The organism is Reichenbachiella versicolor (assembly GCF_003171675.1).
Lineage (GTDB): Bacteria > Bacteroidota > Bacteroidia > Cytophagales > Cyclobacteriaceae > Reichenbachiella > Reichenbachiella versicolor.
Map to the genome: position 1 here is coordinate 165,341 of NZ_QFZQ01000010.1, position 22,315 is coordinate 187,655.

Genomic DNA, 22,315 nt, shown 5'->3' on the forward strand with positions numbered 1-22,315 from the left:
TGAATGATCGCTTCTAAGATATTCTTAATAGGAATGCCTGGTTCGGGTAAGTCGACATTCGGCAAACAACTAGCGCAAAAGTTAGACAGACAATTCTTTGATATTGATGAACAACTTGAGCGCATGCTTGGCATGTCTATTCATAAAATCTTCTTGGAAATAGGTGAAGATTACTTTCGTGAGGCTGAAGAAAAAGTGTTGATGATGTTAATCAAACTAAGCGAGCCCTCTGTAATTGCTACTGGTGGAGGAACCCCTTGTTTCTTTAATAATATGGAAGAAATGAAAAAAGCAGGGGCTACTATCTGGTTAGACACTCCATTAGACACTGTAATTGATCGAGTTGGAGCTAAGAAAGATGTAAGACCTCTAGTAGATCAAATGCCTGCCGATGCCCTCCGCAAAGAAATCACCAACATGTATGAAATGAGGAGAAGATACTACCGCAAAGCGGATTTCACCTCCGACTCGAACATGGATGACATTCTTCACTTCCTAGACACTGTCAGAAGTTAAATCCAACAGTAACTGATACATTCGTATTTTTATTTTCTACTGTAGCCGACGGCCCTGTGCCATCAGGAAATGTAAAAGGAACTAATTCAGAATCAAACCTTGAGTGAACCACTGAGGCATCAAGATAGAAGTCTTGGTTTCTGAATCCCAAACCTCCTGAAATCCTCTGAATACTTCTATCAATACTTCCATTTTTGTATGGGTCACCTATCACACCATAACCCGCTCTTAATTGAATCGGACCAGCTTTGAACTCACCTCCTATTCGATAGTTAAAAGTCGACGCGTACAAATTCCTAATTGTTGAATTATCAGCCGAGACATTAAAGTCATAAGCCTTTAGTTTAGAGTTACTATAGTTGAGATAGTCAATATCAGCAGACAAAAAACCAGACTTTCCTAGAAATACTGACACCCCTGTAGATAATTTCCATGGTGTACGTAGGTTAATATTTGTAAGGGTTGGTTCAAGTTCTTCATAAAAATAATCTAACTCTGCGTCATCTTCAGGATAATAAGAATCCACATATTGATAATTGAAATACTGAGTCATCAAGTCCAAGGAAGAAGTCTCTTCAATATTAAAAAAGGTTGGAGTCTTTGCGCTAAACCCAATTCTAAGAGCATCAACCGGCCTAGCAATGACTCCAAAAGTCGCATTCCCTCCTACGCCTTGCATATCTATCACACTTCTTGTACTCAAATAATCCAATATTCCTTCCGAAACCCATTGTCCTGTAGGTTCACCACTATTATCAAATAACTCCTCCTGAAAATCATATTCATCATATATTCTTTCTTCACGGTAATTCATCGTGCTAATACCTATCCCTACTCCGAAATATAATCTGTCATTATAATTTCCTCCATAAGAAAAATCCCATTGATACTGCTTGCCACGAGTTATAACCCTCTCCTCATGTACGGGGACCCCTCCAATAAAATTCCAATAATTTCCTGTCTGCAACCCTTCTCGGTCGTATTCAGGATTAATTAAATATTGGCCATAAGCCAATCCAAGAGAATTATAAGCGTCATTATCTGCATTGACTAAATCATCCTTATAAAAACCCACAGCATGCTCACGATAGGAGTCAATAATTGATGTAGACTTTCCTGACACAGCTCCAGTTACCCCTCCATAAAATGTGTCATTATAAAAATCATTAATCCTAGTCAGGGTGATAGCAAATGTTCCTCCTTTATATGCGCCATAACCATCATGATGAAAACCTGCTCCTAGATGTGCAAAATTGAAATTCGCTTTGTAATCTTCAGTAAACTGCCCTTCATATTCAGCCGTAGTGGAATGAAAATCCAGCGAAGGAGTAAATGTAAATGATGATCTATTGTACAAACCTAAACCCGCTGGATTGAAGTGAGCAGCGCTTAAATCTCCTCCTAAGGATATTTGAGCTCCTCCGATTCCTTGCATACGAGCCGTCCCAGCAGCATAAGTTTGTGATAGCATTCTGGTTACATCATAGTAACCATATGACCCATATGCTACTCCAACCTTATCAAATAAAGGAGTATCTGTAATTTGACCAAAAAGAGCCTTGAGACTCAGTATAGTGATAACGAGAATTGCTATTGTCTTTTTCATACGCTGATTTTCTTTTCAATGGCCATAGTAAAGCGATTAAAACAAACAGTATCGGTCTATAACCTGATTCCTTCGACAGATCGTTTTCCAAATTTTAGATCTGATTAACGTCCTCTCCCTCCTGATGACGAACGACTAGAGCCTGATGATCTGCCACTCGAAGAACGACTCGATCCACTAGATCTTGAAGAACTACTTGATGATCTACGGCTCCCAGATGAGTAACTAGAAGATCTATTATTGCTACCTGAAGAATAATTACTCGTGGATCTACTACTTCTACCTCCTGATGATGAATAGCTACTAGATGACCTACTACTAGAACTTCGATTAGAACCATTGTTATAAGAATTACTTCTACTATTACTTGATTGATAGCTCGTATTTGATCGTGATGAACCATTAGTTGATCTAGAAGGGCTGGACGAATATGTTCTAGAATTATTGGAAGTAGTTCGAGAATATCTAGTATTTGAAGAAGTTCTTGAACTATTTGATGTCGATCTTGAATCTGTAGACCTATATGTACGTGGAGAATTAGACGTATTACTTGTTCTTCCGTTAGACCTTACAGCATTGGAGTTTCCATTGGATACTACTTCATAATTAGCCCTTCTAGTTGCATTAGAACTTCCTCTATTACCCCCATTTCTACTAATACGTGCATCCGGACTTCTTCGTCCATTACTTCTTGTAGTACTAGCTACTCTACTTGAGCGACCTCTCACAGAATTGTTGTAAGCTCGATATCTAGCTGGACTGGAAGATCTTGTATGTCTTGATCCTCGATTATAAACTTTTACAGATCGACTAGATCCATTGTATGAATAGCCGTAGTATCCATCATAATAACCTCTTCTATATCCTCTGTAATAACCACGATAAACCACAGGATAACTCCAACCCCAAGTCGGGTAAGGAGCACAGTAGTATGGATTATAAAAAGGGTCCCAATAGTACGGATTATACACACCATAACCCCAACTATAACCAAATCCAAATGACCAACCATAAGGGTTGAACCCCATTCCTAGACTGGCCTGCGACCCTGGATAAAACTCATCTCTTCCTTCATAGATATTACCATAATAGTTATTTACTACTACTGGCTCATCTTGAGAATAGTTGGCATTATAATTATCGACAGTATTAGTAGCGACTGTACCTGAATATTGATTTTGTGGAATTTGCTCTGACTGCTCAACTATATTTTCAGTCTGATCTAACTGATTTCTGTTGATGTATTCATTTATATAAGAAGGACTGTATTGTGCATCAGTATTCGTTTCTTCTTTAGAAATCGACTCCTCCTCTGTCAATGCTGACGGTTTGTAAGAATCATCGTAATACGTTTTAGTATAAGATGGCGTCTTTACTTGATATTTAATCTTCTTCTCCTTTTTTCGATCTCTTGATGAATAATACATATCATCATATTCCTGAGCAATTACATCTAGGGACAAAAGAGCTCCTAAAGCAATTAGAAAAAAGGATTTTAGTGTGTAGTCTAGATTCATATCAACCTCCTTGTTTTGGTGAGACATTGATTTCAAAACATCTATATTTGCGACGCTTTAAAAAGCAAAGTGCAATAAGCATACCAAACATAAATTAGATATGGGTAAAGGGCTACCAAAAAGAAGTGAAGACTATTCACTATGGTATAATGAGTTAGTAAAAAGAGCCGATTTGGCTGAGAATTCGGACGTAAGAGGATGTATGGTAATCAAACCATATGGTTTCGCCATTTGGGAAAAAATGCAACAAACTCTTGATCAGATGTTCAAAGATACGGGTCACGTAAATGCATACTTTCCAATATTTATACCCAAATCATATCTAAGTAAAGAAGCTGATCATGTAGAAGGTTTTGCAAAAGAATGTGCTGTAGTTACACACTACCGATTGAAAAACGACCCTGATGGTAATGGAGTTGTTGTAGATCCAGATGCAAAGCTTGAGGAAGAACTCATTGTAAGACCTACTTCCGAGACTATTATTTGGAACTCTTATAAAAACTGGATCCAATCCTACAGAGACCTTCCAATATTATGTAACCAATGGGCCAATGTAGTAAGGTGGGAAATGAGAACTCGTTTATTCCTAAGAACTGCAGAATTCTTATGGCAAGAGGGCCACACTGCACATGCCACTAAACAAGAGGCGATTGATGAGTCAGTTCAAATGATGAATGTCTATGCTGATTTTGCAGAAAAATATTTAGGTGTTCCTGTCTTGAAGGGAACTAAGACGGAGAGCGAAAGATTCGCTGGAGCTGAAGAAACGTATTGTATTGAGGCATTGATGCAGGATGGCAAAGCGCTTCAAGCAGGCACTTCTCATTTTCTAGGACAAAACTTTGCCAAAGCTTTCGATGTGAAATTTGCTACTAAGGAAGGCGGTATGGATCTAGTATGGGGTACTTCATGGGGTGTGAGTACTAGATTAATGGGAGCATTAATTATGGCTCATTCTGATGACTTTGGTTTAGTTCTCCCTCCAAAACTGGCTCCTTTCCAAGTGGTGATCGTTCCTATTTTTAAAGGCGACGAACAACTCGCTCAGATCTCCGAAGTTGCAGAAAAAATCATGGCTGATTTGAGAGCTAAAGGAATTACTGTGAAGTTCGACAACAGAACAACTCATAAACCTGGGTGGAAATTTGCTGAGTACGAATTAAAGGGCACACCGGTAAGAATTGCTATTGGACCTAAAGATCTTGAAAACGGAACGGTAGAAGTAGCAAGAAGGGATTTATTGGAGAAAAACTCGATGACACTCGGTGATGGTTTTGCACAGCAGATTGTAGATCTTTTGGACAACATCCAAAACACTATCTTCCAAAAAGCACTTCAGTATAGAGCAGACAATTCTCATACTGTTGACACTTACGAAGAATTCAAGAAGATCATTTCAAGTGAAGAAGGTGGATTCGTATACGCCCACTGGGATGGCACTTCAGAAACTGAAGAAAAAATAAAAGAAGAAACAAAAGCGACGATCAGATGTATTCCGATCGACCAGAAAGAAGAAAATGGAGTCTGTATCTATTCTAGGAATCCTTCAAAGGGCCGCGTAGTTTTTGCGAAAGCATACTAAAAAATAAAGGCGAGTAGATATACTCGCTTTTTTTATTGACTAATCCCTATATTAGTCAACCCAAAAAAATATACAATTGACTGACTGGATTCTTATTTCAACTCTCATACTCGGTGGTATCGGCCTGATTATTCTTGAGATCATCTTCGTCCCGGGCACTACTGTTGTCGGCTTCTTTGGATTTGGGATGAGTTGCTATGGTATATATAGAGTTTATGAACTCTTCGGAGCACAGGCTGGACACATCACCTTAACTGCTTCCTTAGCAATAGCAGTTATTTCCATAGTTTATAGTTTCAAATCAAACGCATGGAAGAAGTTTGCAAATAATCAGAGTATAAAAGCTAAAGTCAACGAAGACTTAACGGATAGTTTAGCAATAAGTGATGAAGGTATCTCAAAGTCCTCTCTTAAGCCAATAGGCAAAGCTGAATTTGGGAACAAGGAATATGAAGTAACAACAATTGGTCAATACCTCGAAGAAAACACTCCAGTTCGAATCATCAAAATCGAACGAAATAAAATCATTGTAGAACCTATTATTTAAACTAAGAAAAATGGTCATATACGCTATATATGCATTTGCGGCGATAATTATCTTCTTCGTCTTTATGTACTTCGTTCCAGTTAACCTCTGGATCACAGCAATCTTCTCTGGTGTAAAAGTTGGATTGTTTGAGTTGGTATTCATGCGAATCAGAAAGGTACCTCCTTCTATCGTAGTGAATTCTTTGATTACTGCTACTAAAGCGGGGCTTAAATTGACAACTTCAGAGTTAGAAACTCATTATCTGGCAGGAGGTCATGTTCCTTCTGTAATCAAAGCCTTAATTTCTGCTGAAAAAGCCAATATAGAACTTGATTTCAATCAAGCGGCAGCTATTGACCTAGCGGGTAGAGATGTATTCGAAGCTGTACAGATTTCAGTAAATCCAAAGGTGATTACTACACCAAGAGTAGCAGCAGTAGCTGCTGATGGTATTCAGTTGATCGCTGTAGCAAGAGTAACTGTAAGAGCCAATATCCAACAATTAGTCGGTGGTGCAGGTGAAGACACGATTCTGGCTAGAGTAGGAGAAGGTATAGTAACGTCTATCGGTTCTGCTAATACTCACAAAGAGGTGCTGGAGAACCCTGATAAGATTTCTAAACTTGTATTGACTAGAGGTCTTGATGCAGGTACGGCTTTCGAAATCCTTTCTATTGATATTGCTGATGTAGATGTAGGGAAAAACATCGGAGCTGATCTTCAAACTGACCAAGCTGCAGCCGACCTAAAGGTGGCTGAAGCTAAGGCTGAGGAAAGAAGAGCTATGGCAGTAGCGGCTGAACAAGAAATGAAAGCTAAAGCTCAAGAAGCTAGAGCTAAAGTAATCGAAGCTGAAGCTGAAGTGCCAAAAGCAATGGCAGAGGCATTCCGTGAAGGAAACCTTGGCATCATGGACTACTATAAGATGGATAATATCAAGGCTGATACTGAAATGAGAGAATCCATTGCTAAACCTAAAGGTAGTACTGGAAAAAAGAAATAATCTGAACTGATTACATTAGATATTAAGGCTGCTTTTTATTTAAAAGGCAGCCTTATTTTTATTAGACTTTCCGATTCATGAAAATTCAGTATATCACCAGATCAGATCAAAAACCATCCATAGGCCAAATCCTAAGAGAAGAGACCCTGAAACCACATCTACAATCCTGAGAACCCGATCATTGAGTCGGTTTTTAAAACTATATGAAATGGTCGTCAAAATCACCCACCATATTAAAGAACCTAGAAAAACTGCAAAAACGAATTGGCCAATAGTCAGATAATCAGTTCCTTCCATGGATAAACCCATACCTGCAAATAATGAAAAATAGATTAGTAGCGGGGTAGGATTTGTTATCGTCATCACATAGATCGAAACACCATCCATAAGAAGTGTTTTGTTCCCTATTACTGGTTTTGATACTTCAACACCTTTCTTATTCAACGTTTGAATGGCTAACCATAATAGAATACATGCGCCAAATAACTTAAGTCCCATCTCATATTCCAATAAAACTGATGAAACCATTGCAAATCCAAACGCTGATATTAAACCATAAGTCAAGTCTACCAATGCAGCTCCCATACCTGTAGCTATTCCGTGATCATAGCCTTTATTCAGTGTGCGGTTAATACATAATACTCCAACAGGCCCTATCGGAGCTGCGACAGAAAAACCTAAAATAAAACCTTTGAAAAATAGTTCCATGGCGCCAAAGATGTAAAAATTAGCCAACCTCAGAAGCAGGAATGTACAATTCTATATAGTGAAATTTGTAGACCTTTGATCTTCAAACCATTGCAGTCTATAAAAAATGATCAAAGGAAGGTAATAGAGTAATGGATGATAGGGAAGTTAGATTAACTCCATGATGTCAGTTCGACGTACATTGTTGAGAAACCTCAACTTGGCCTCTAGCTTTTCTCTGAAGGCTTCACTGATATCATTGAACCTATCTAGAATAACAAAATTCTGCGATTGATTACTGTTTTTCAGAATGTCTAAGTAGGTGTCTTTATCACCCAATTGATATTCTTTTTCAGCGGGATTGTACCAAATGAACTCTGTTCTCATATGCTCGAGTAAAACTATCTAATATTCCTCTAACAAGAGAATAAATACTTTAGTTTCAGGAGATCACACTATGGTACTATGGTTTTCTTAGACCATAGATACGATAGAAAACCTCCTGCTATTAAATGCCAAACACCCCACCATGCCGCTATAAAGGCCATCCCACCTAGTCCATCAAAAAAATCAAATATGATAACCAAGGCTACGCTCACGTTTTGAATTCCTGTTTCTATCGTCACTGCCCTACGGTCTGGACTAGACAATCTGGCTAAAGTACTCAATCCAAAACCTGAAATAAGCCCGAGCGCATTATGCAAAAAAACTAACAATAAAATAGCTGATATATGAGCTAAGAAATGATCAAAGTTCTTTTTCAATGCCAAGACTACAAATGATGTAAAAATTAAGATCGAGAGCTTCTTAATTGGCTTCGAAATTTTCTTAGTCAACTCTGGTAGTTTCTCTCCAAAAGTCATTCCTACAATCAACGGGATAACTAATACCCAGATAATTTTAATGACCATATCCCAAACATCCATATCAATCGAATGCAGCATATCAGCGGTGGGTGCATAAGCTTTGGACCAAAGTGTAAAACTAACCGGGGTAAACAATACAGACATTACTGAAGAAAAGGCTGTCAAACTTACCGAAAGGGCTACATTTCCCTTGCTCATAGCCACGTAGAAATTAGAAACATTTCCGCCAGGACATGAAGCTACTAGCATCATCCCGAGAGCAATACTAGGTATCGGATTGATAATATGAATCAGTCCGAATGTTGCTAATGGTAGCAATAGTAACTGGGAAAATAGCCCCACGAAAATTGGCTTTGGAGTCCTAAAAAGTAATCTAAAATGCGCTAGCTTCAACTCTAGCGCAACTCCAAACATGATAAAGGCAATACATAAATTGAGTAGTAGAAGAGAGCCCTTATCGAAATTGAGCACAACTTGGTCTAATGAAGAATTCATACAGGTGGATCATGCAGGTGAATTAAGAGGATATTACTTGTTTCCGAGAATCGTTCTGTATCTACTCGGTGTATTCAGTACATAAATAGCAGAATCTACTGCCACGTCATGGCTTAATGTCGCCTCAATTACTCCTGAAGTGAAATAATATCTCTTTATAATTTCTTTCTCTAACTCGGATTTGATTTCCTCTTTAAATGACATCAGACCTGTTCCTTTTACCTCTTCAATGGCATTATTGATTTGATCTATTTCCTTTACTAGATCTTTATATGCTTTGTCATCAGCGGCAGCCTTTTTGAGAAGGTCAACAGCTTTTTCTACTCTGGTATCATTCTTCCAAGACTTATCGCCTATCCAACTCACAAAGTCTGCATAATCCTCATCGTTCAATTGAAACTCAGAAGCAGAGTCAATTTTTTGATGAGAATAATAGTACTCTGACGCATAGTCAAAAAGCAACCCACTTTCTAAAAGATTTTTGGTGTAAGAGGACTTACGAGACAGTGGCGTGTTTACATCTGGCTTAATACCTTTCCCTTCGAAAACAGGCCTTCCATTTTGAGTTTTAAACTCCTTTCTCAGTGAATCTGCTATAGTACTTGCAGACCCGTCTGCATTCTTATGTACATAGTCTAACTCTTGAATACATCTTCCACTAGGAATATAGTACTTAGCAGTAGTTACTTTCAATTGAGAATTAAAAGTCAATGGACGAGCCACTTGCACTAGCCCTTTACCAAAGGAATTTTGACCGACTATTACACCACGATCATAATCTTGAATCACTCCTGAAACGATTTCAGAAGCAGATGCGCTCTTACCATCGATCAGTACTGCTATTGGTATATCTAGGTCCATAGGTTCTTTCTCGGCAGAATATGAAAAACTACTTGCTTTAGTCTTTGCTTTGGTTTGAACAATAAGCGAACCTTCTGGTACGAAAAGATTACTGATTTTTACAGCCTGATTCAAAAGCCCTCCAGGATTTCCCCGTAAATCAATAATCAACTTTTTAGCTCCTTTCTCTTTCAATTCATTGACAGCACCAATCACATCATCACCTGCACTTCTAGTGAACTCACTTAGTTTGAAATAACCAATATCGTCCCCTAGCATAGTTTGATAACTAATGTTAGGTATGCTAATCTTCTGTCGTTCTATTTCAAAATCATACTTCTCTTTTCCTTGGCGAAGAACTTGAATTTTCACTTTACTACCTGACTGTCCCTTGAGTAGATTACCTGCCTCTTCATCTGATAAGGTAACCACAGACTGTTCGTCAATTGCAACAATCTCATCCCCTATCTTCATACCAGCTTTCATTGCTGGGCTTTCCTTATACAAGTTAAGCACTAGGTGCCGACCATTGATCTTATTAGATTGAATCCCTATTCCCCCATATTGACCGGTTGCATTGGTTCGGTAATCTTCAATATCATCCTCAGGAATATAAACAGTATATGGGTCAAGCTCTTCTAGCATCGCATCGATACCAGTCTTAATCATTTTATTTGGGTTGACCTCATCGACATAGTATTTATTGACCTCCTTATAAAGAGAAGAAAAGATGTCAAGATTTCGAGTGATATCGAAATACTTATCACTTTGTGTAAATGCTACTAATCCGAAAATGCCCGGGATCAATGCCCAGATGATTAAATGTTTTCTTTTCATATACCTCATTTTACCGCTATCAGGAAGAAAAGTTGTGGTCAACTAATAACGTAAATGGCAAAAATACATTGTAGCGGTTTATTGCGCCCATTTATTTTGATACAGTTCACCAACATCGCAATTTCAAACATTAACCTGTTAAACCTAAACACAACCATCTCTACACTAAACACAGATCATCTTATGACAAACACAAGCCCCTACAATTCAAACAAAGACATCTTGATATTAAACATAGAGCACTCTACAACAAACATAGACCTCTTGACTCCAAACATAATGGGGTTGAAGTCAAACACAGCATACTCTCAGACAAACACAGGCATCTCTATAGTAAACACAGCCTACTTGAACTTAAACACTGAGGTGTTGGATTATAATTCTTTCAATTTTTCACCACAGTTAAAACAGTAATTGGATTCTTTAGGGAGGTTCTTCTGTCCGCATCGTGGACATGAACCCAAATTATTTTTTTTATCCGCATGTATGAGCTCATGGGTCACTATCCCTGTAGGAACGGCTAAAATTGCATAACCCACAATCATCAAAGCTGACGCTATCGTTTGCCCTACTACCGTTTCTGGTGCAATATCTCCGTAACCCACTGTGGTAATTGTAACAATAGCCCAGTAGATACTCTTCGGAATACTTGAAAAACCATGTGATCGCCCTTCTATCATAAACATTAAAGTTCCTATGATCACCACAATGCACAGGACAGATCCAAGAAATACAATCACCTTATGTCTACTCGCCCATAATGCATCTGCCAACTGCTGAGCTCCTCCCATGAAGTGGGTTAGCTTTAGTATCCTAAACACCCTAATCAATCTGATGGATCGAATCACTAATAATGCATGAGCACCGTCTATGAAAATTCCTAGATAGGTGGGAATCAATGAAAGCAAGTCCACAATTCCCATAAAACTCAAAGCATACTTCAAAGGTCTAGGGGAAGACAAAAGCCTCGCTATGTATTCTAATGTAAAGAGAATCGTGAACACCCATTCCAAAAAATGAAACTCTTGCGAAAAATTGGCGTCAATCTCTCGGACGCTTTCTAGCATAACTATAGCTACACTAGCCAAAATCCCAACTAGAAGCACCAGGTCGAATAGCTTTCCAGCAAAAGTGTGATACCCAAATATCACTTCATGTATCTTCTGCTGCCACTTCTTTAGACCGTCTATTTCTTTATTCATGATTTCAAAATGCTTTACTCTAAACGCCTAAACTCGCTATTTGAAACCATAGTGCCAAAAATGTCTGAACGCACCTCAATAGAAATATACCTAATTCCGTAATTTTGCGGCCTATGAACGATGCATTGAAAAAATTAGCTGGCCAGCTAGAGGGAGAGTTTTATTTTGATGAGACCATGCGTACGCTATATGCTACCGACGCATCGGCCTATAGAGAGTTACCACTTGCTGTAGCTCTTCCCAAATCTAAAAACGATATCAAAACCCTTATTCGTTTTGCAAATGAAAATGGAACTTCACTCATTCCTCGTACAGCTGGTACTTCATTGGCAGGCCAAGTAGTAGGTCAAGGCATTGTAGTAGATGTCTCTAAACACTTCAATAATGTACTAGACATCAATACTGACGAAAACTGGGTTCGCGTGCAACCAGGTGTAATTCGTGATGACTTGAATAGGTACCTCAAACCATATGATAAATTCTATGGACCAGAAACATCTACTGCCAACAGGGCCATGATAGGCGGAATGGTTGGTAACAATTCTTGTGGTTCTAATTCTGTAGTATATGGAAGTGCTAGAGAACACTTACTGGAAGTAACAGGCTTTTTATCTGATGGTAGTGAAGTGACTTTCGGCACATTAGATGACAATAGTTTTCAGGAGAAACTTGACCAGCAAGATCTAGAAGGTCAGATCTACAGGGAACTGGTCGATTTACTTTCTCCTACAGAAGTTCGCGAGGAGATTGCTAAAGAATTCCCAAAACCTTCTATTCCAAGAAGAAATACTGGATATGCCGTAGATCTTTTGGCAATCAATAAACCTTTCAAAACTGAGGGGGATGAGTTCAACTTTTGTAAACTCATAGCAGGATCAGAAGGTACATTGTTATTCATCACCGAAATCAAGTTAAACACTCTTCCTACTCCTCCTAAGAATAAGGCATTGATCTGTATTCACTGTGAAACCATCAATGAATCACTTCTTGCCAATCTTGTAGGCCTAAAGTATAATCCTCACGCCAGCGAACTGATGGATGATATCATACTACAGTGTACCAAGGAAAATATAGAACAACAGAAAAATAGATTTTTTGTCAATGGTGATCCTGGAGCCATATTAGTGGTAGAGCTTGCCGCAGAGACAGAGGAAGAACTTGACAAGAGCTGTGAAGATTTAATCTCAGAATTAAAGAAGGAAAGTCTTGGCTATGACTATCCAGTAGTTAAAGGGGCTGATATCAAAAAGGTTTGGACTTTGCGAAAAGCTGGGTTAGGTCTACTTGCCAATCTTGAAGGCGATGCCAAAGCTCAACCAGTGATAGAAGACACAGCTGTCGATGTGAAAGATCTTCCAGAGTACATTAGAGAGTTCAACGAAACACTGGACAAACTTGGCTTGAGCTGTGTACATTATGCACATGCAGGATCTGGAGAGCTACATTTACGCCCTGTATTAGACACGAAAACTGAAAAAGGTCTTAAAGAGTTTAGGCTTGTTGCTGAAGAGATTTCTAAGCTTGTCAAAAAATATAAAGGGTCTCTTAGCGGTGAACATGGCGATGGACGACTTCGAGGAGAATTCATCAAAGAGCAAATCGGTGAGAAGAACTATGAATTGATCAAAGAAGTAAAGAAAAGTTGGGATCCAAAAGGCATCTTTAATCCAGGCAAAATTACAGAAACTCCTCCTATGGATGAGTGCTTGAGATATACTCCTGAGAATCCAGATCCAGAGATTGATACATATTTCGACTGGAGCAAAGTCAATGGCGTCCTAAGAGCCGCTGAAAAATGTAATGGATCGGGTGACTGTAGAAAATCTGCTGGTAGTGGAGGGACAATGTGTCCTAGCTACATGGCCACTCGTAGCGAAAAGGATACTACACGAGCACGCGCCAACATTCTTCGTGAAGCACTAACTCATTCACAAAAGCTTAACAAATTTGACAGTGAGTCTGTAAAAAAGGTGATGGACTTGTGCCTATCTTGTAAGGGATGTAAATCTGAATGCCCTTCAAATGTAGATATGGCAAAGTTGAAGGCTGAGTTTTCTCAGCAATACTACGACGTTCATGGAATGCCCTTCGGAACTCGGATGACTGGAGAGTTCGCAGATAATATGAAAATGGCCTCTAAAGTACCATGGGCATACAACCTTGTCTTTAGTAATAAATTGACGGGCAATATTGCCAAGTCAATAATGGGATATCACAAAGACAGGTCTATGCCTCTATTGTCTGGAGAAACCCTAGAAAGCTGGTTCAAGAAGAATAAATCAAAGCTGAGCAATCAATCTTCAGACAAGAAAGTATTTTTCTTCATAGACGAATTCACAAACTATCTTGACTCTCAAATCGGTATCACGGCTATCAAACTTCTAGATGCTTTAGGATACTCGGTAGATGTTCCTGAAAGTGTTCAATCTGGTCGTGCATTACTTTCTAAGGGAATGGTCAAAAAAGCCAAAATAATGGCCAATAACAATATTGAACTACTGGCTGACAGAGTAAGTGCTGAGACTCCTATTATTGGAATAGAACCCTCGACCATTTTGTCTTTTAGGGACGAATACCCAGTTCTTTGTGATTCAGATAAAAAAGAAAAAGCCCAACATCTAGCAGATTATTCTTTGACTTTTGAAGAATTCTTCGTGAGAGAAACTCGTAGAGGAAATATCGATGCTAGTAAATTCACTAGTGAAAAGAGGTCTTTAAAAGTTCACGGTCACTGCCATCAGAAAGCACTATCAAATATCCAAACACTGAAAGAGACTCTATCTGCTCCAGCCAACTACGAAGTAGAATTAATCCCATCGGGTTGTTGTGGTATGGCAGGATCTTTCGGCTATGAAAAGGATCACTATGACGTATCTATGAAAGTAGGAGAGTTAGTGCTACTTCCTGCTGTTCGCGAAGCATCATCTGACACCATAATTTCAGCGCCGGGTACTAGCTGTCGTCACCAAATTAAAGACGGCACTGGTAAAGTCGCACAGCACCCTGTTGAAGTTCTTTGGGAAGCATTAATCTAAAAAACGAAAAGCCCCGACAAGTGCCGGGGCTTTTCATTCTGATAAAATGTTAAACAGGTGTATGAATAAAATTTGTGTTATGTACTGGTTTATACTGATAACACTATTTTGGTAACCACTTGTTATCAACTTTTTTTCAGAAAATTTAAAAAAGGGAGATTAAAGCTCAATAAAGGTATCTGCTAGCCTAACTTCTTTCGAAGTTTCTGCAATACTTTTATTTTCTACTGATACTTCTAAAATTGCTTCTTGCGAAGTATCTGCATTAGTTTGGTAGTACTTACTTACTAATAGCAATCCAAAAAGAGTGAAAACTTTTAGCAAGAAGGACAGGTCAGACTTGGTCTTATGGGACATAATTAAGTGGTAGTTAAGTGGTAGTTTGAAATATAATTAGATAAAATTAGGAAGTATTAAGATTACGACCGCATACTATTCGATGAAATTATTGTAAACTCAGATTAATGAAAAAAATACTATTTGTCTGTTTGGGGAATATTTGTAGGTCTCCACTTGCTGAAGCCATTTTCTCTCACAAAACTCAAGGACTAAATTATTCTTGTGATTCTGCAGGAACTGCCGCCTATCATATTGGAAAACAGCCAGATCATAGATCTATTCAGGTAGCCGAAGAGAACGGAATTCCTATATCTCACCGAGCTAGACAGTTTCAAGCAGAGGATTTTGAAGATTTTGATTTCGTGATAGCTATGGATAGAAGTAACTATAGCAATATGAAAGCATTGGTAAACTATGAACCCAAAAACCTCTATTACATGAGGGATTTTGACCCAGAAGCCAATGGAGATTTAGATGTCCCAGATCCATATTATGGAGGAATAGATGGTTTCAATCTAATTTTTCAGATGATGTCAAGAAGTATTGACAATTTGATAGCTCATTTAGACTCAGAAAAATGAATCTTCTTCAGGAGGTAATCAGACACATTTTCGGAGATGAAAGTTCTGACAATGTGAGATTAAATTCAATTGGAGGAGGTTGTATCAATAACACAGGTTGGTTTGAATGGAAGGGGGAACGGTTCTTTTTAAAATGGAACCATAACGCAAAGGACCTTTTTGAAAAAGAAGAGCTAGGTCTAAAGCTCCTAAAAGAAGTAAATAGCCTTGCAGTTCCTGAGGTACTGGGTCGAGGAAAAAGTATTGAATCGGACTTTCTATGTTTATCTTATATACCTAAAGGAATTGAAACTAAAAGGTACTGGGAGTTACTGGGTCATGGACTAGCCAATTTGCATCAGAACACCAATGAATCTTTCGGTCTATTTTTTGATAACCATATCGGCAGACTACCTCAATCAAATAAACCTAAGAGTAGTTGGATAGAATTCTTTATTACCAGAAGACTTACTCCACAGATAAAAATAGCTGAAAGATATTTGGATAAGACTACTCAAAAAAAGTTTGAAATATTATTCAACAAACTACAGAATTATTTCCCTGATGAACCTCCTGCCTTACTTCATGGTGATCTGTGGTCTGGAAATATCATGTCAGGAAAAGAAAGCTCTCCTTATATATTTGACCCTGCAGTTTTCTTCGGGCATCGTGAAGCTGAATTAGCATTTACAACATTGTTTGGAGGGTTCGATAAAACGTTTTATGCTTCTTATCAAGAGTCTTTTCCTTTGAGACCACAATTTCAAGAAAGGATCGATATATACAATTTATACCCTCTTTTAGTTCATGTCAATTTATTTGGGTCGAGTTACTTAATGGAAGTAAATAGAATCTTACAAAACTTCGTCTAATTATAAAAAGAAAGCCACCTATTAAAGGCAGCTTTTCTTGTTTATCACACAATTGAGTAGGAAAACCTACTACATTAATTCTTCGCTACTTCATTTTTTAAGAGTTCCATCTTGAAAACATTGGCAAGATCATTTAAACCAGTTTCAGGCATAGTCAATTCAAAACCATAATCCGTCTGAACCCAATCTATCTGTTGACCATCACCTAGATTGACTATTTTCTGTACTGGATCTAGAGGAGCATATCCTACTTTGCCCATTCTCTTCAATTTCACAACCTTTCCTGCCTTTGGCTTACCAAGAATGTGCACGTAAACAGCCGATTCGTCCTTAGCAAAAGTGAATCTAACATCTTTCTCAGTATACTTTACTTTAGCAGACTGTCCTCCATGATGTCCATCGGCCGCACTAGCCGTACCAAAACCATTGACATAATAAGGCTTAGTTCCATACACTGACTCTCCATATATTTTCAACCAATCTCCCATATCCGTCAAAACATCTCTTTGTTCCTGGTTAATGGTACCGTCAGCCATTGGAGATACATTCAAAAGAACCACTCCGTTCTTACTCCATACATCAATCATATTTCTAAGAACCATAGCAGCACTTTTATATACTTGACCTTCGGTATAGCACCAGCTCCCCTTATAACTTATGGTAATATCAGTCATCCAAGGTTCATCCGCTATGTCTTTTTTACCACCTTGCTCAATATCCAACAAACCTATATTCTTAGGCATATCGTTTTGCTTATAGGCAATCAAAACTTCCTGATTTTTCTTCTTAGCAGCATTGAAATAATGAGCTGCCATTTCTTGGATTTTCTCTTCAGGAATAAAATTCAGCCATGTATCATACCAGATAATATCTGGTGAATACTTATCTACCACTTCATTGACCTGATCTAACCAATATTGATCAAATTCTTCTTGAGCCATATTCCCATAGAACTTAGCCAGTTCAGGATCTTCGGTAGAAGTAATATAATCTGGGTGGTAAGCATAATGACTATTATAAGTGTTATACCTATCTGGATCACCCTCGTGACGTTGTCTCAATCGAGCATGATGAAAAGTAGCAATCGTTTTGATATCTTTTTTTCTCAGCTCTGAAAACAATTCTCCAGTAATGTCTTTTTTGGGCCCCATAGCCGCAGAATTCCAAGGGTTAACCTTACTATCCCACATTGCAAAACCGTCATGATGCTGTGCAACTGGTCCAGCAAACTTCGCCCCCGCAGCATCGAACAAATTTGCCCAATCCTTAGCATCATAATTTTCCGCAGTGAATTGAGGAATAAAGTCATGATAATGAAACTCCTCTATTGGTCCATATTTAGATTCGTGATACTCTTTATATTGAGGAAACTGCTTTGTTCTATACAATCTGTAAGGATACCATTCGGATCCGAATGCTGGTACACTATAGACGCCCCAATGGAAATAAATACCATACTTTGAATCTGCAAACCATTCTGGAACCCTTTTATGTTTCCCCAATGATTCCCAATTTGCTTCGTATTTGACTGGTTTAGCCTCCTTAGCTTCTCCTTTTTCTGCTACACTCTGAGAGCAACTCCAAACTACTATTCCTCCTGCAAGGGATAGCAATATGTTTCTAACCTTCATAATTAATTTTGTAAATGTTGATGAATTCTATGAAACAAATTTCTTCATAATCATGTGCCGTTTGGGTAATATCTCAGCGACGTCTAAGGGGGTGGATTCATTTATTATCATTTTAACAGGGGTGTAATTATTAAACAACCTGTTTAGAAAGGATTTTAACAGTCAAATTTTGATAGGTAAGCTAGTAGATAGACATATCAACTTCTTAAAGAAAACATTATTAATAGTACAATTCCCATAAGTCAATTGTAATGAATTAATATTCTCCAATTACTTATCTGACCAGTGTTGTATCTGTCCATGAATTATACCTAGCTTTGAATTTTTTAAAACATAATTATCTATGATTCCTGCAATTTTTGCCTTACTGTCATTCACACTTGGTGACGGCCATTACAAGAACGGTTTTTTCGAACATGATGACCCAATTAAAATAATCGAAACTCATGTAGTAGAAGAAGATTGGAAAAAAGAAGCCGTTGAACTTACAAAAGCTCATATTAAAGAGATGCATCATCTCAAACATGAAGGTTCTCATTTGTATCACAATCTTATTAAAGCCTCTAAATCTCGAGATACTCAATTTATCATCGTAGATAGCTTAATACATCAAATAGTGGAAATAGAACATAAACAGAACGATAATTGGATTGACGCTAGGTATAGTCTTTCTAAAAAAATGGGGTCTGATGAGTTTTATGATATTATGGAATCTGCAAAGACTCTCGACAAGATTAAGTCTGAAAATGAACAGGCCGCTAATTCCTCAAAGGATAATCGAAATTTGTACTTTACAACTATCGAATCAGCAATAAATGAATCTATTGAAAATCCTACAAAGAAAGATAAAATCAATATTGAATTGTTCAAGTTTAAATCACTAGTGATGACATCTTTAGATTCTTTAGACAAAGTAAAATACTTTGAAGATCCACGTTTAGATAATCATCATGCCTCACGCAAGGAGTTGACCTATTTCAGCAATCATATTATAGATATTGATAAAGAAGTATTGGAAGAATATTTAGACTTCTATAAGTTTTTAGCTGGAGCCTGTTCAAGTGATGAATGGAAGCATATCGAAAAAGTAATGCATAAAACGTTTCACAAATAAAACATGCTTATTCTACACTCTCTAAGTGCTCCTTTCGAGACCTTCAAGTCATGCAATATTTCTCTTCAATCCCATTAATCTAAATTAAGATCAATACAACGACTCCAAAATTCATACGTACTATCTGAGTATTGCATGAATGCGTCATTTATGAAATCTAGCTCTTCAATAATTAATGCTATTTTTGCGTGGAAAACATATGCGATCAACTAGATAAAAAGGAAAATCATGAGATGGATAATGAGGTCAAAAATTCATAAAGCTACCGTTACTGAAGCTAATTTGAATTATGTTGGTAGTATAACCATTGACAAAGATTTAATAGAGCTAGTCGGTCTTAAAAAAGGAGAAAAAGTTCAAATCGTAAGTAATACCTCTGGAGCACGACTTGAGACATATGTAATAGAAGGTGATAGAGGAACTGGCGAAATCTGCATGAATGGCGCTGCCTCTCATCTGATTAAAAAAGGTGAAGAAATTATTATTATTGGTTACGAGCTAACTAATGAAGACATCTCTCCTCAAGTAATTCTAGTTAATGAAAATAATCAATTGGTAGAATTCCTTGAGGAGAGTGTGGAAATGAATCATCAGATACAATAAACTTGTTTATTGGGTATAGATGTTTGACATGTTTCTATACCCTGAGTTGTCCCCATACCAGTCGCTATATAAAGAACCTTCACTCATACCCCAGTCTATAAAACGGTTGTAAGCTTGGCTGATTCTTTTCTTTTCAATAGGATATCTAAAAGTATGTATTACATGGATACCCCAAGGTAAATTATTTTCATTTACATAATACTTACCTGTAGAAGGGTTCGAAGCATCATCTTCAGTCCCTAACGTATTAGTATTTGCTAAATCAGTAGGTGGCTTGTTTGCCAAATGCACCTCTACACCTCGGTCATAACTTGAAAATATAAATGGATCAAATGGTACATTACCCAACTCTTCAATAGACACAGGCTCGGTAAACTCAATTGACACCTCAAAATCTACAGGATCAAATACCGGTTCTGCCTTATTTGTATTAATAAAGTTTTCTCCCACACCTTGAAAATAATCATAAGCATCATTGAACACTACTAATACTGCTTTTGACTGATTGGACTCCAACCCTTTAGCATCTCTACTAATAAGCTGACCAAAATCACTATAGCCCTGAACACTTTCTATCTTGTTTTTATCTATATCTAAACCCAGCCCAAATCCACTATGAATGCTAGCCCCAATGGCCTTTAAACTAAATTCCATTCTCATCCTTACAACTCGGTTTTCGGCATTTTGAACCATTACAAACCTGTACCCAATAACTAAGTCATTAAAATCATAGTCGCCTTGATATGGCCATAAATCTTCGAAAGCTATAGTTCCATTACCTAATTCTGAAGGAGTATAAGTCTCAAAAGCAACTTCCGGATCATCTGGAAAATCGTCAAGAATATTTATAATACCGTCACCATCAGAATCAGCTTGATCTAAATCATCAGCATCACATTTCCACGCAGTTAAATCATTAATCTTCCTATCAAAAGTTCGTACTATGGAGTAAGAACCATCCTCTTTGCTAATTTGAATCAATCTACTATTAGAGTCATTGGTCCCTACAAATATTCGGTCCTGACGGTCTATAGCCATTGATGTTAACTGAAATGGAAAATTTTCAGCACTAATTCTGGTTATTGTAGCATCACCAGTCTCTTCGTTGATAGAGGTAAATTTATACAACCCAGAAAAACATGCTAAATACAAATCTCCATTGCTATCAAAAGCCAAATCTCCTCCGGAAGTACTATTTACAAATCCTGTGACATTATAAGTTAAAACAACCTCATTAGTAACAGCATCAACTTTATACATTCTGCTCCCATTATTTCCCATGTAGAAAAATCCGTCTTTATATTCCAGTCTTGGATAACTTCCATTAAACGGATTTCCTTGATGCAATACTGAGAAGGTCGAGCTACTAATATCGTAGGCATACATAGTAGTACCAATATTATAATACATTAAACCATTTTCTTGATCTATTGCATTGGCTATAGAACCACCTCCTTGCAAATTGGGTAAAACAAGATCAGAATACTCATCATTAGTAAGATCTATAGTAAAATTATCTCCATTATTATTTACCGCATGAAGATAGTCAATACAAGCTCCATCATCTTGTGTTGAACTAGTAATACCGTTTATGGCTCTCCCATTATTATTCGAAAAGCTAATCATACTTACAGATTGGACATTAACTTCTTTACTAACACGAGACAAACCATCATCTTTTTCTATAAGTAAAGTAGATGAACTAGAAGGAAGAGTTAATGATATATCTCCATCAGCATAGCTACCCATATATATGTAACTGCCAAATTCGTCATAATATATTCTGTAGATGCATCTACTGCAATCTTCCGAAATGTTAAACTTAACATTCCTTGTAGTAGCAAAATCATATCCCTCAGGAAATTTGATTGATGTTAAAGAGTCCAAAGAATATTCATCTTCTAATTTTTCTGGAGTCACTTGATCCAACTTATCAATACAACTCGTAATCATAAGAGGAATCAAAAAAATTAAGGTAAAGCTGGTAGCACGTTTCATTACATAATAAATTTTTAATTAAACACATGTCAAAAGTAGAATGCATCCTATCACTTTAAATAATAATTCGATGATAGGTAGTATTTCTACGTTATTTAGTATTGAAACGATCCAGTATAAATTTACAACTTTTTGAGGGTAACTATTTGATTGGTTGACTATTAACTAAACACCTTTCGTTATTATGCGTCTATTTACAATCATTTTATTAATAACTCTTCTAAGTATTTCCGCTACTTTATTTGTTATGTAAAGCTCTGTGTATTTAATAAATACTGTTCATTAGTGTTTAGAGAAGGGTTTATAATAAATAAGGTTTGATTAATTCTCTTAAAACGGGTCGTTACGATAACCAGTATCTTTCCTGATCAATATTCAGAGATGGTTTGGTGAGATTATAAAAATATAGTGGTATAAAAAAAGGGTTAATGAATTCTCACTAACCCCTTTGATAAAATCTGGCGATGACCTACTCTCCCGCAT

The 22,315-nt window shown here is 37.4% G+C and carries 19 protein-coding genes; 9 read left to right on the plus strand and 10 right to left on the minus strand.

From position 1 onward, the window contains the following. The first annotated feature begins 3 nt into the window (after positions 1–3). Positions 4–516: a shikimate kinase gene (locus DKG80_RS18455; protein ID WP_109832850.1), complete on the plus strand. Its 513-nt coding sequence runs from the start codon at positions 4–6 to the stop codon at positions 514–516. On the opposite strand, the gene DKG80_RS18460 is transcribed toward DKG80_RS18455, so the two are convergent. Both DKG80_RS18460 and DKG80_RS18465 read right to left on the minus strand, forming a co-directional pair. Further along, positions 506–2,122 (minus strand): OmpP1/FadL family transporter, encoded by a 1,617-nt coding sequence (locus DKG80_RS18460; RefSeq protein WP_109832851.1) that lies wholly within the window; start codon positions 2,120–2,122, stop codon positions 506–508. The two genes, DKG80_RS18455 and DKG80_RS18460, sit on opposite strands and share 11 nt — an antisense overlap. A 104-nt stretch (positions 2,123–2,226) precedes the next feature. Next, positions 2,227–3,639, minus strand: coding sequence for a hypothetical protein (locus DKG80_RS18465; protein WP_162555978.1), 1,413 nt, complete (start codon positions 3,637–3,639; stop codon positions 2,227–2,229). A gap of 100 nt (positions 3,640–3,739) precedes the next feature. Between DKG80_RS18465 and proS the strand changes: the two genes are divergently transcribed. The 3 genes from proS (at position 3,740) to floA (ending at position 6,753) form a co-directional block, all read left to right on the plus strand. Beyond that, positions 3,740–5,221, plus strand: coding sequence for a proline--tRNA ligase (proS, locus tag DKG80_RS18470; protein ID WP_109832853.1), 1,482 nt, complete (start codon positions 3,740–3,742; stop codon positions 5,219–5,221). A gap of 76 nt (positions 5,222–5,297) precedes the next feature. Further along, on the plus strand, positions 5,298–5,768 hold the full coding sequence (locus tag DKG80_RS18475) for an NfeD family protein (protein ID WP_162555979.1): 471 nt from the start codon (positions 5,298–5,300) through the stop codon (positions 5,766–5,768). Positions 5,769–5,778: 10 nt separating this feature from the next. Continuing rightward, positions 5,779–6,753, plus strand: coding sequence for a flotillin-like protein FloA (gene floA, locus DKG80_RS18480; RefSeq protein ID WP_109832855.1), 975 nt, complete (start codon positions 5,779–5,781; stop codon positions 6,751–6,753). A 93-nt stretch (positions 6,754–6,846) separates the two neighbouring features. Here floA and DKG80_RS18485 read toward each other — a convergent pair whose 3' ends face one another. From DKG80_RS18485 to DKG80_RS18505, 5 genes are all read right to left on the minus strand, one after another. Then, a complete protein-coding gene (locus DKG80_RS18485) occupies positions 6,847–7,461 on the minus strand; it encodes a LysE family translocator (RefSeq protein WP_109832856.1) in 615 nt (204 codons plus the stop codon). Between the two features lie 147 nt (positions 7,462–7,608). Then, positions 7,609–7,827, minus strand: a complete 219-nt coding sequence (locus tag DKG80_RS18490) for a hypothetical protein (protein WP_109832857.1) — start codon at positions 7,825–7,827, stop codon at positions 7,609–7,611. A gap of 68 nt (positions 7,828–7,895) precedes the next feature. Beyond that, on the minus strand, positions 7,896–8,801 hold the full coding sequence (locus tag DKG80_RS18495) for a bile acid:sodium symporter family protein (protein WP_109832858.1): 906 nt from the start codon (positions 8,799–8,801) through the stop codon (positions 7,896–7,898). A gap of 33 nt (positions 8,802–8,834) precedes the next feature. Then, positions 8,835–10,478 (minus strand): S41 family peptidase, encoded by a 1,644-nt coding sequence (locus tag DKG80_RS18500; protein WP_109832879.1) that lies wholly within the window; start codon positions 10,476–10,478, stop codon positions 8,835–8,837. Between the two features lie 374 nt (positions 10,479–10,852). Further along, positions 10,853–11,680 carry an ion transporter gene (locus tag DKG80_RS18505; RefSeq protein ID WP_109832859.1) on the minus strand — a complete coding sequence of 276 codons (828 nt, stop codon included), beginning with the start codon at positions 11,678–11,680 and terminating at the stop codon, positions 10,853–10,855. A 113-nt stretch (positions 11,681–11,793) separates the two neighbouring features. Here DKG80_RS18505 and DKG80_RS18510 point away from each other — a divergent pair, with 113 nt between their 5' ends. Continuing rightward, positions 11,794–14,715, plus strand: coding sequence for an FAD-binding and (Fe-S)-binding domain-containing protein (locus tag DKG80_RS18510; RefSeq protein ID WP_109832860.1), 2,922 nt, complete (start codon positions 11,794–11,796; stop codon positions 14,713–14,715). Between the two features lie 159 nt (positions 14,716–14,874). Here DKG80_RS18510 and DKG80_RS18515 read toward each other — a convergent pair whose 3' ends face one another. Continuing rightward, positions 14,875–15,072, minus strand: coding sequence for a hypothetical protein (locus DKG80_RS18515; protein WP_109832861.1), 198 nt, complete (start codon positions 15,070–15,072; stop codon positions 14,875–14,877). A gap of 107 nt (positions 15,073–15,179) precedes the next feature. On the opposite strand from DKG80_RS18515, the gene DKG80_RS18520 reads away from it, so the two are divergent. Together DKG80_RS18520 and DKG80_RS18525 are read left to right on the plus strand one after the other, a co-directional pair. Further along, on the plus strand, positions 15,180–15,635 hold the full coding sequence (locus DKG80_RS18520) for a low molecular weight protein-tyrosine-phosphatase (protein WP_109832862.1): 456 nt from the start codon (positions 15,180–15,182) through the stop codon (positions 15,633–15,635). Then, the gene (locus DKG80_RS18525) at positions 15,632–16,486 is read left to right on the plus strand and encodes a fructosamine kinase family protein (RefSeq protein ID WP_109832863.1); all 855 of its coding nucleotides are present in this window, start codon (positions 15,632–15,634) and stop codon (positions 16,484–16,486) included. The genes DKG80_RS18520 and DKG80_RS18525 overlap by 4 nt, the downstream gene beginning before the upstream one ends. 74 nt (positions 16,487–16,560) lie before the next feature. On the opposite strand, the gene DKG80_RS18530 is transcribed toward DKG80_RS18525, so the two are convergent. Further along, the gene (locus DKG80_RS18530; protein WP_109832864.1) at positions 16,561–18,117 is read right to left on the minus strand and encodes an alpha-L-fucosidase; all 1,557 of its coding nucleotides are present in this window, start codon (positions 18,115–18,117) and stop codon (positions 16,561–16,563) included. Positions 18,118–18,460: 343 nt separating this feature from the next. On the opposite strand from DKG80_RS18530, the gene DKG80_RS18535 reads away from it, so the two are divergent. After that, positions 18,461–19,231 (plus strand): hypothetical protein, encoded by a 771-nt coding sequence (locus DKG80_RS18535; RefSeq protein WP_109832865.1) that lies wholly within the window; start codon positions 18,461–18,463, stop codon positions 19,229–19,231. A gap of 228 nt (positions 19,232–19,459) precedes the next feature. Continuing rightward, positions 19,460–19,834: an aspartate 1-decarboxylase gene (gene panD / locus DKG80_RS18540; RefSeq protein ID WP_109832866.1), complete on the plus strand. Its 375-nt coding sequence runs from the start codon at positions 19,460–19,462 to the stop codon at positions 19,832–19,834. A gap of 6 nt (positions 19,835–19,840) precedes the next feature. Here the strand turns inward: panD and DKG80_RS18545 are convergent, their stop codons facing one another. Then, entirely contained in the window at positions 19,841–21,832 is a 1,992-nt protein-coding gene (locus DKG80_RS18545) for an LruC domain-containing protein (RefSeq protein ID WP_109832867.1), read from the minus strand. Between the last annotated feature and the right edge of the window lie 483 nt (positions 21,833–22,315).

Excerpts from the sequence above, each read along its gene's own strand:
- DKG80_RS18455 (WP_109832850.1), top strand. The coding sequence starts at position 4 with ATGATCGCTTCTAAGATATTCTTAATAGGAATGCCTGGTTCGGGTAAG.
- DKG80_RS18460 (WP_109832851.1), bottom strand. The coding sequence starts at position 2,122 with ATGAAAAAGACAATAGCAATTCTCGTTATCACTATACTGAGTCTCAAG.
- DKG80_RS18465 (WP_162555978.1), bottom strand. The coding sequence starts at position 3,639 with ATGAATCTAGACTACACACTAAAATCCTTTTTTCTAATTGCTTTAGGA.
- proS (WP_109832853.1), top strand. The coding sequence starts at position 3,740 with ATGGGTAAAGGGCTACCAAAAAGAAGTGAAGACTATTCACTATGGTAT.
- floA (WP_109832855.1), top strand. The coding sequence starts at position 5,779 with ATGGTCATATACGCTATATATGCATTTGCGGCGATAATTATCTTCTTC.
- DKG80_RS18485 (WP_109832856.1), bottom strand. The coding sequence starts at position 7,461 with ATGGAACTATTTTTCAAAGGTTTTATTTTAGGTTTTTCTGTCGCAGCT.
- DKG80_RS18490 (WP_109832857.1), bottom strand. The coding sequence starts at position 7,827 with ATGAGAACAGAGTTCATTTGGTACAATCCCGCTGAAAAAGAATATCAA.
- DKG80_RS18495 (WP_109832858.1), bottom strand. The coding sequence starts at position 8,801 with ATGAATTCTTCATTAGACCAAGTTGTGCTCAATTTCGATAAGGGCTCT.
- DKG80_RS18500 (WP_109832879.1), bottom strand. The coding sequence starts at position 10,478 with ATGAAAAGAAAACATTTAATCATCTGGGCATTGATCCCGGGCATTTTC.
- DKG80_RS18505 (WP_109832859.1), bottom strand. The coding sequence starts at position 11,680 with ATGAATAAAGAAATAGACGGTCTAAAGAAGTGGCAGCAGAAGATACAT.
- DKG80_RS18510 (WP_109832860.1), top strand. The coding sequence starts at position 11,794 with ATGAACGATGCATTGAAAAAATTAGCTGGCCAGCTAGAGGGAGAGTTT.
- DKG80_RS18515 (WP_109832861.1), bottom strand. The coding sequence starts at position 15,072 with ATGTCCCATAAGACCAAGTCTGACCTGTCCTTCTTGCTAAAAGTTTTC.
- DKG80_RS18520 (WP_109832862.1), top strand. The coding sequence starts at position 15,180 with ATGAAAAAAATACTATTTGTCTGTTTGGGGAATATTTGTAGGTCTCCA.
- DKG80_RS18525 (WP_109832863.1), top strand. The coding sequence starts at position 15,632 with ATGAATCTTCTTCAGGAGGTAATCAGACACATTTTCGGAGATGAAAGT.
- DKG80_RS18530 (WP_109832864.1), bottom strand. The coding sequence starts at position 18,117 with ATGAAGGTTAGAAACATATTGCTATCCCTTGCAGGAGGAATAGTAGTT.
- DKG80_RS18535 (WP_109832865.1), top strand. The coding sequence starts at position 18,461 with ATGATTCCTGCAATTTTTGCCTTACTGTCATTCACACTTGGTGACGGC.
- panD (WP_109832866.1), top strand. The coding sequence starts at position 19,460 with ATGAGATGGATAATGAGGTCAAAAATTCATAAAGCTACCGTTACTGAA.
- DKG80_RS18545 (WP_109832867.1), bottom strand. The coding sequence starts at position 21,832 with ATGAAACGTGCTACCAGCTTTACCTTAATTTTTTTGATTCCTCTTATG.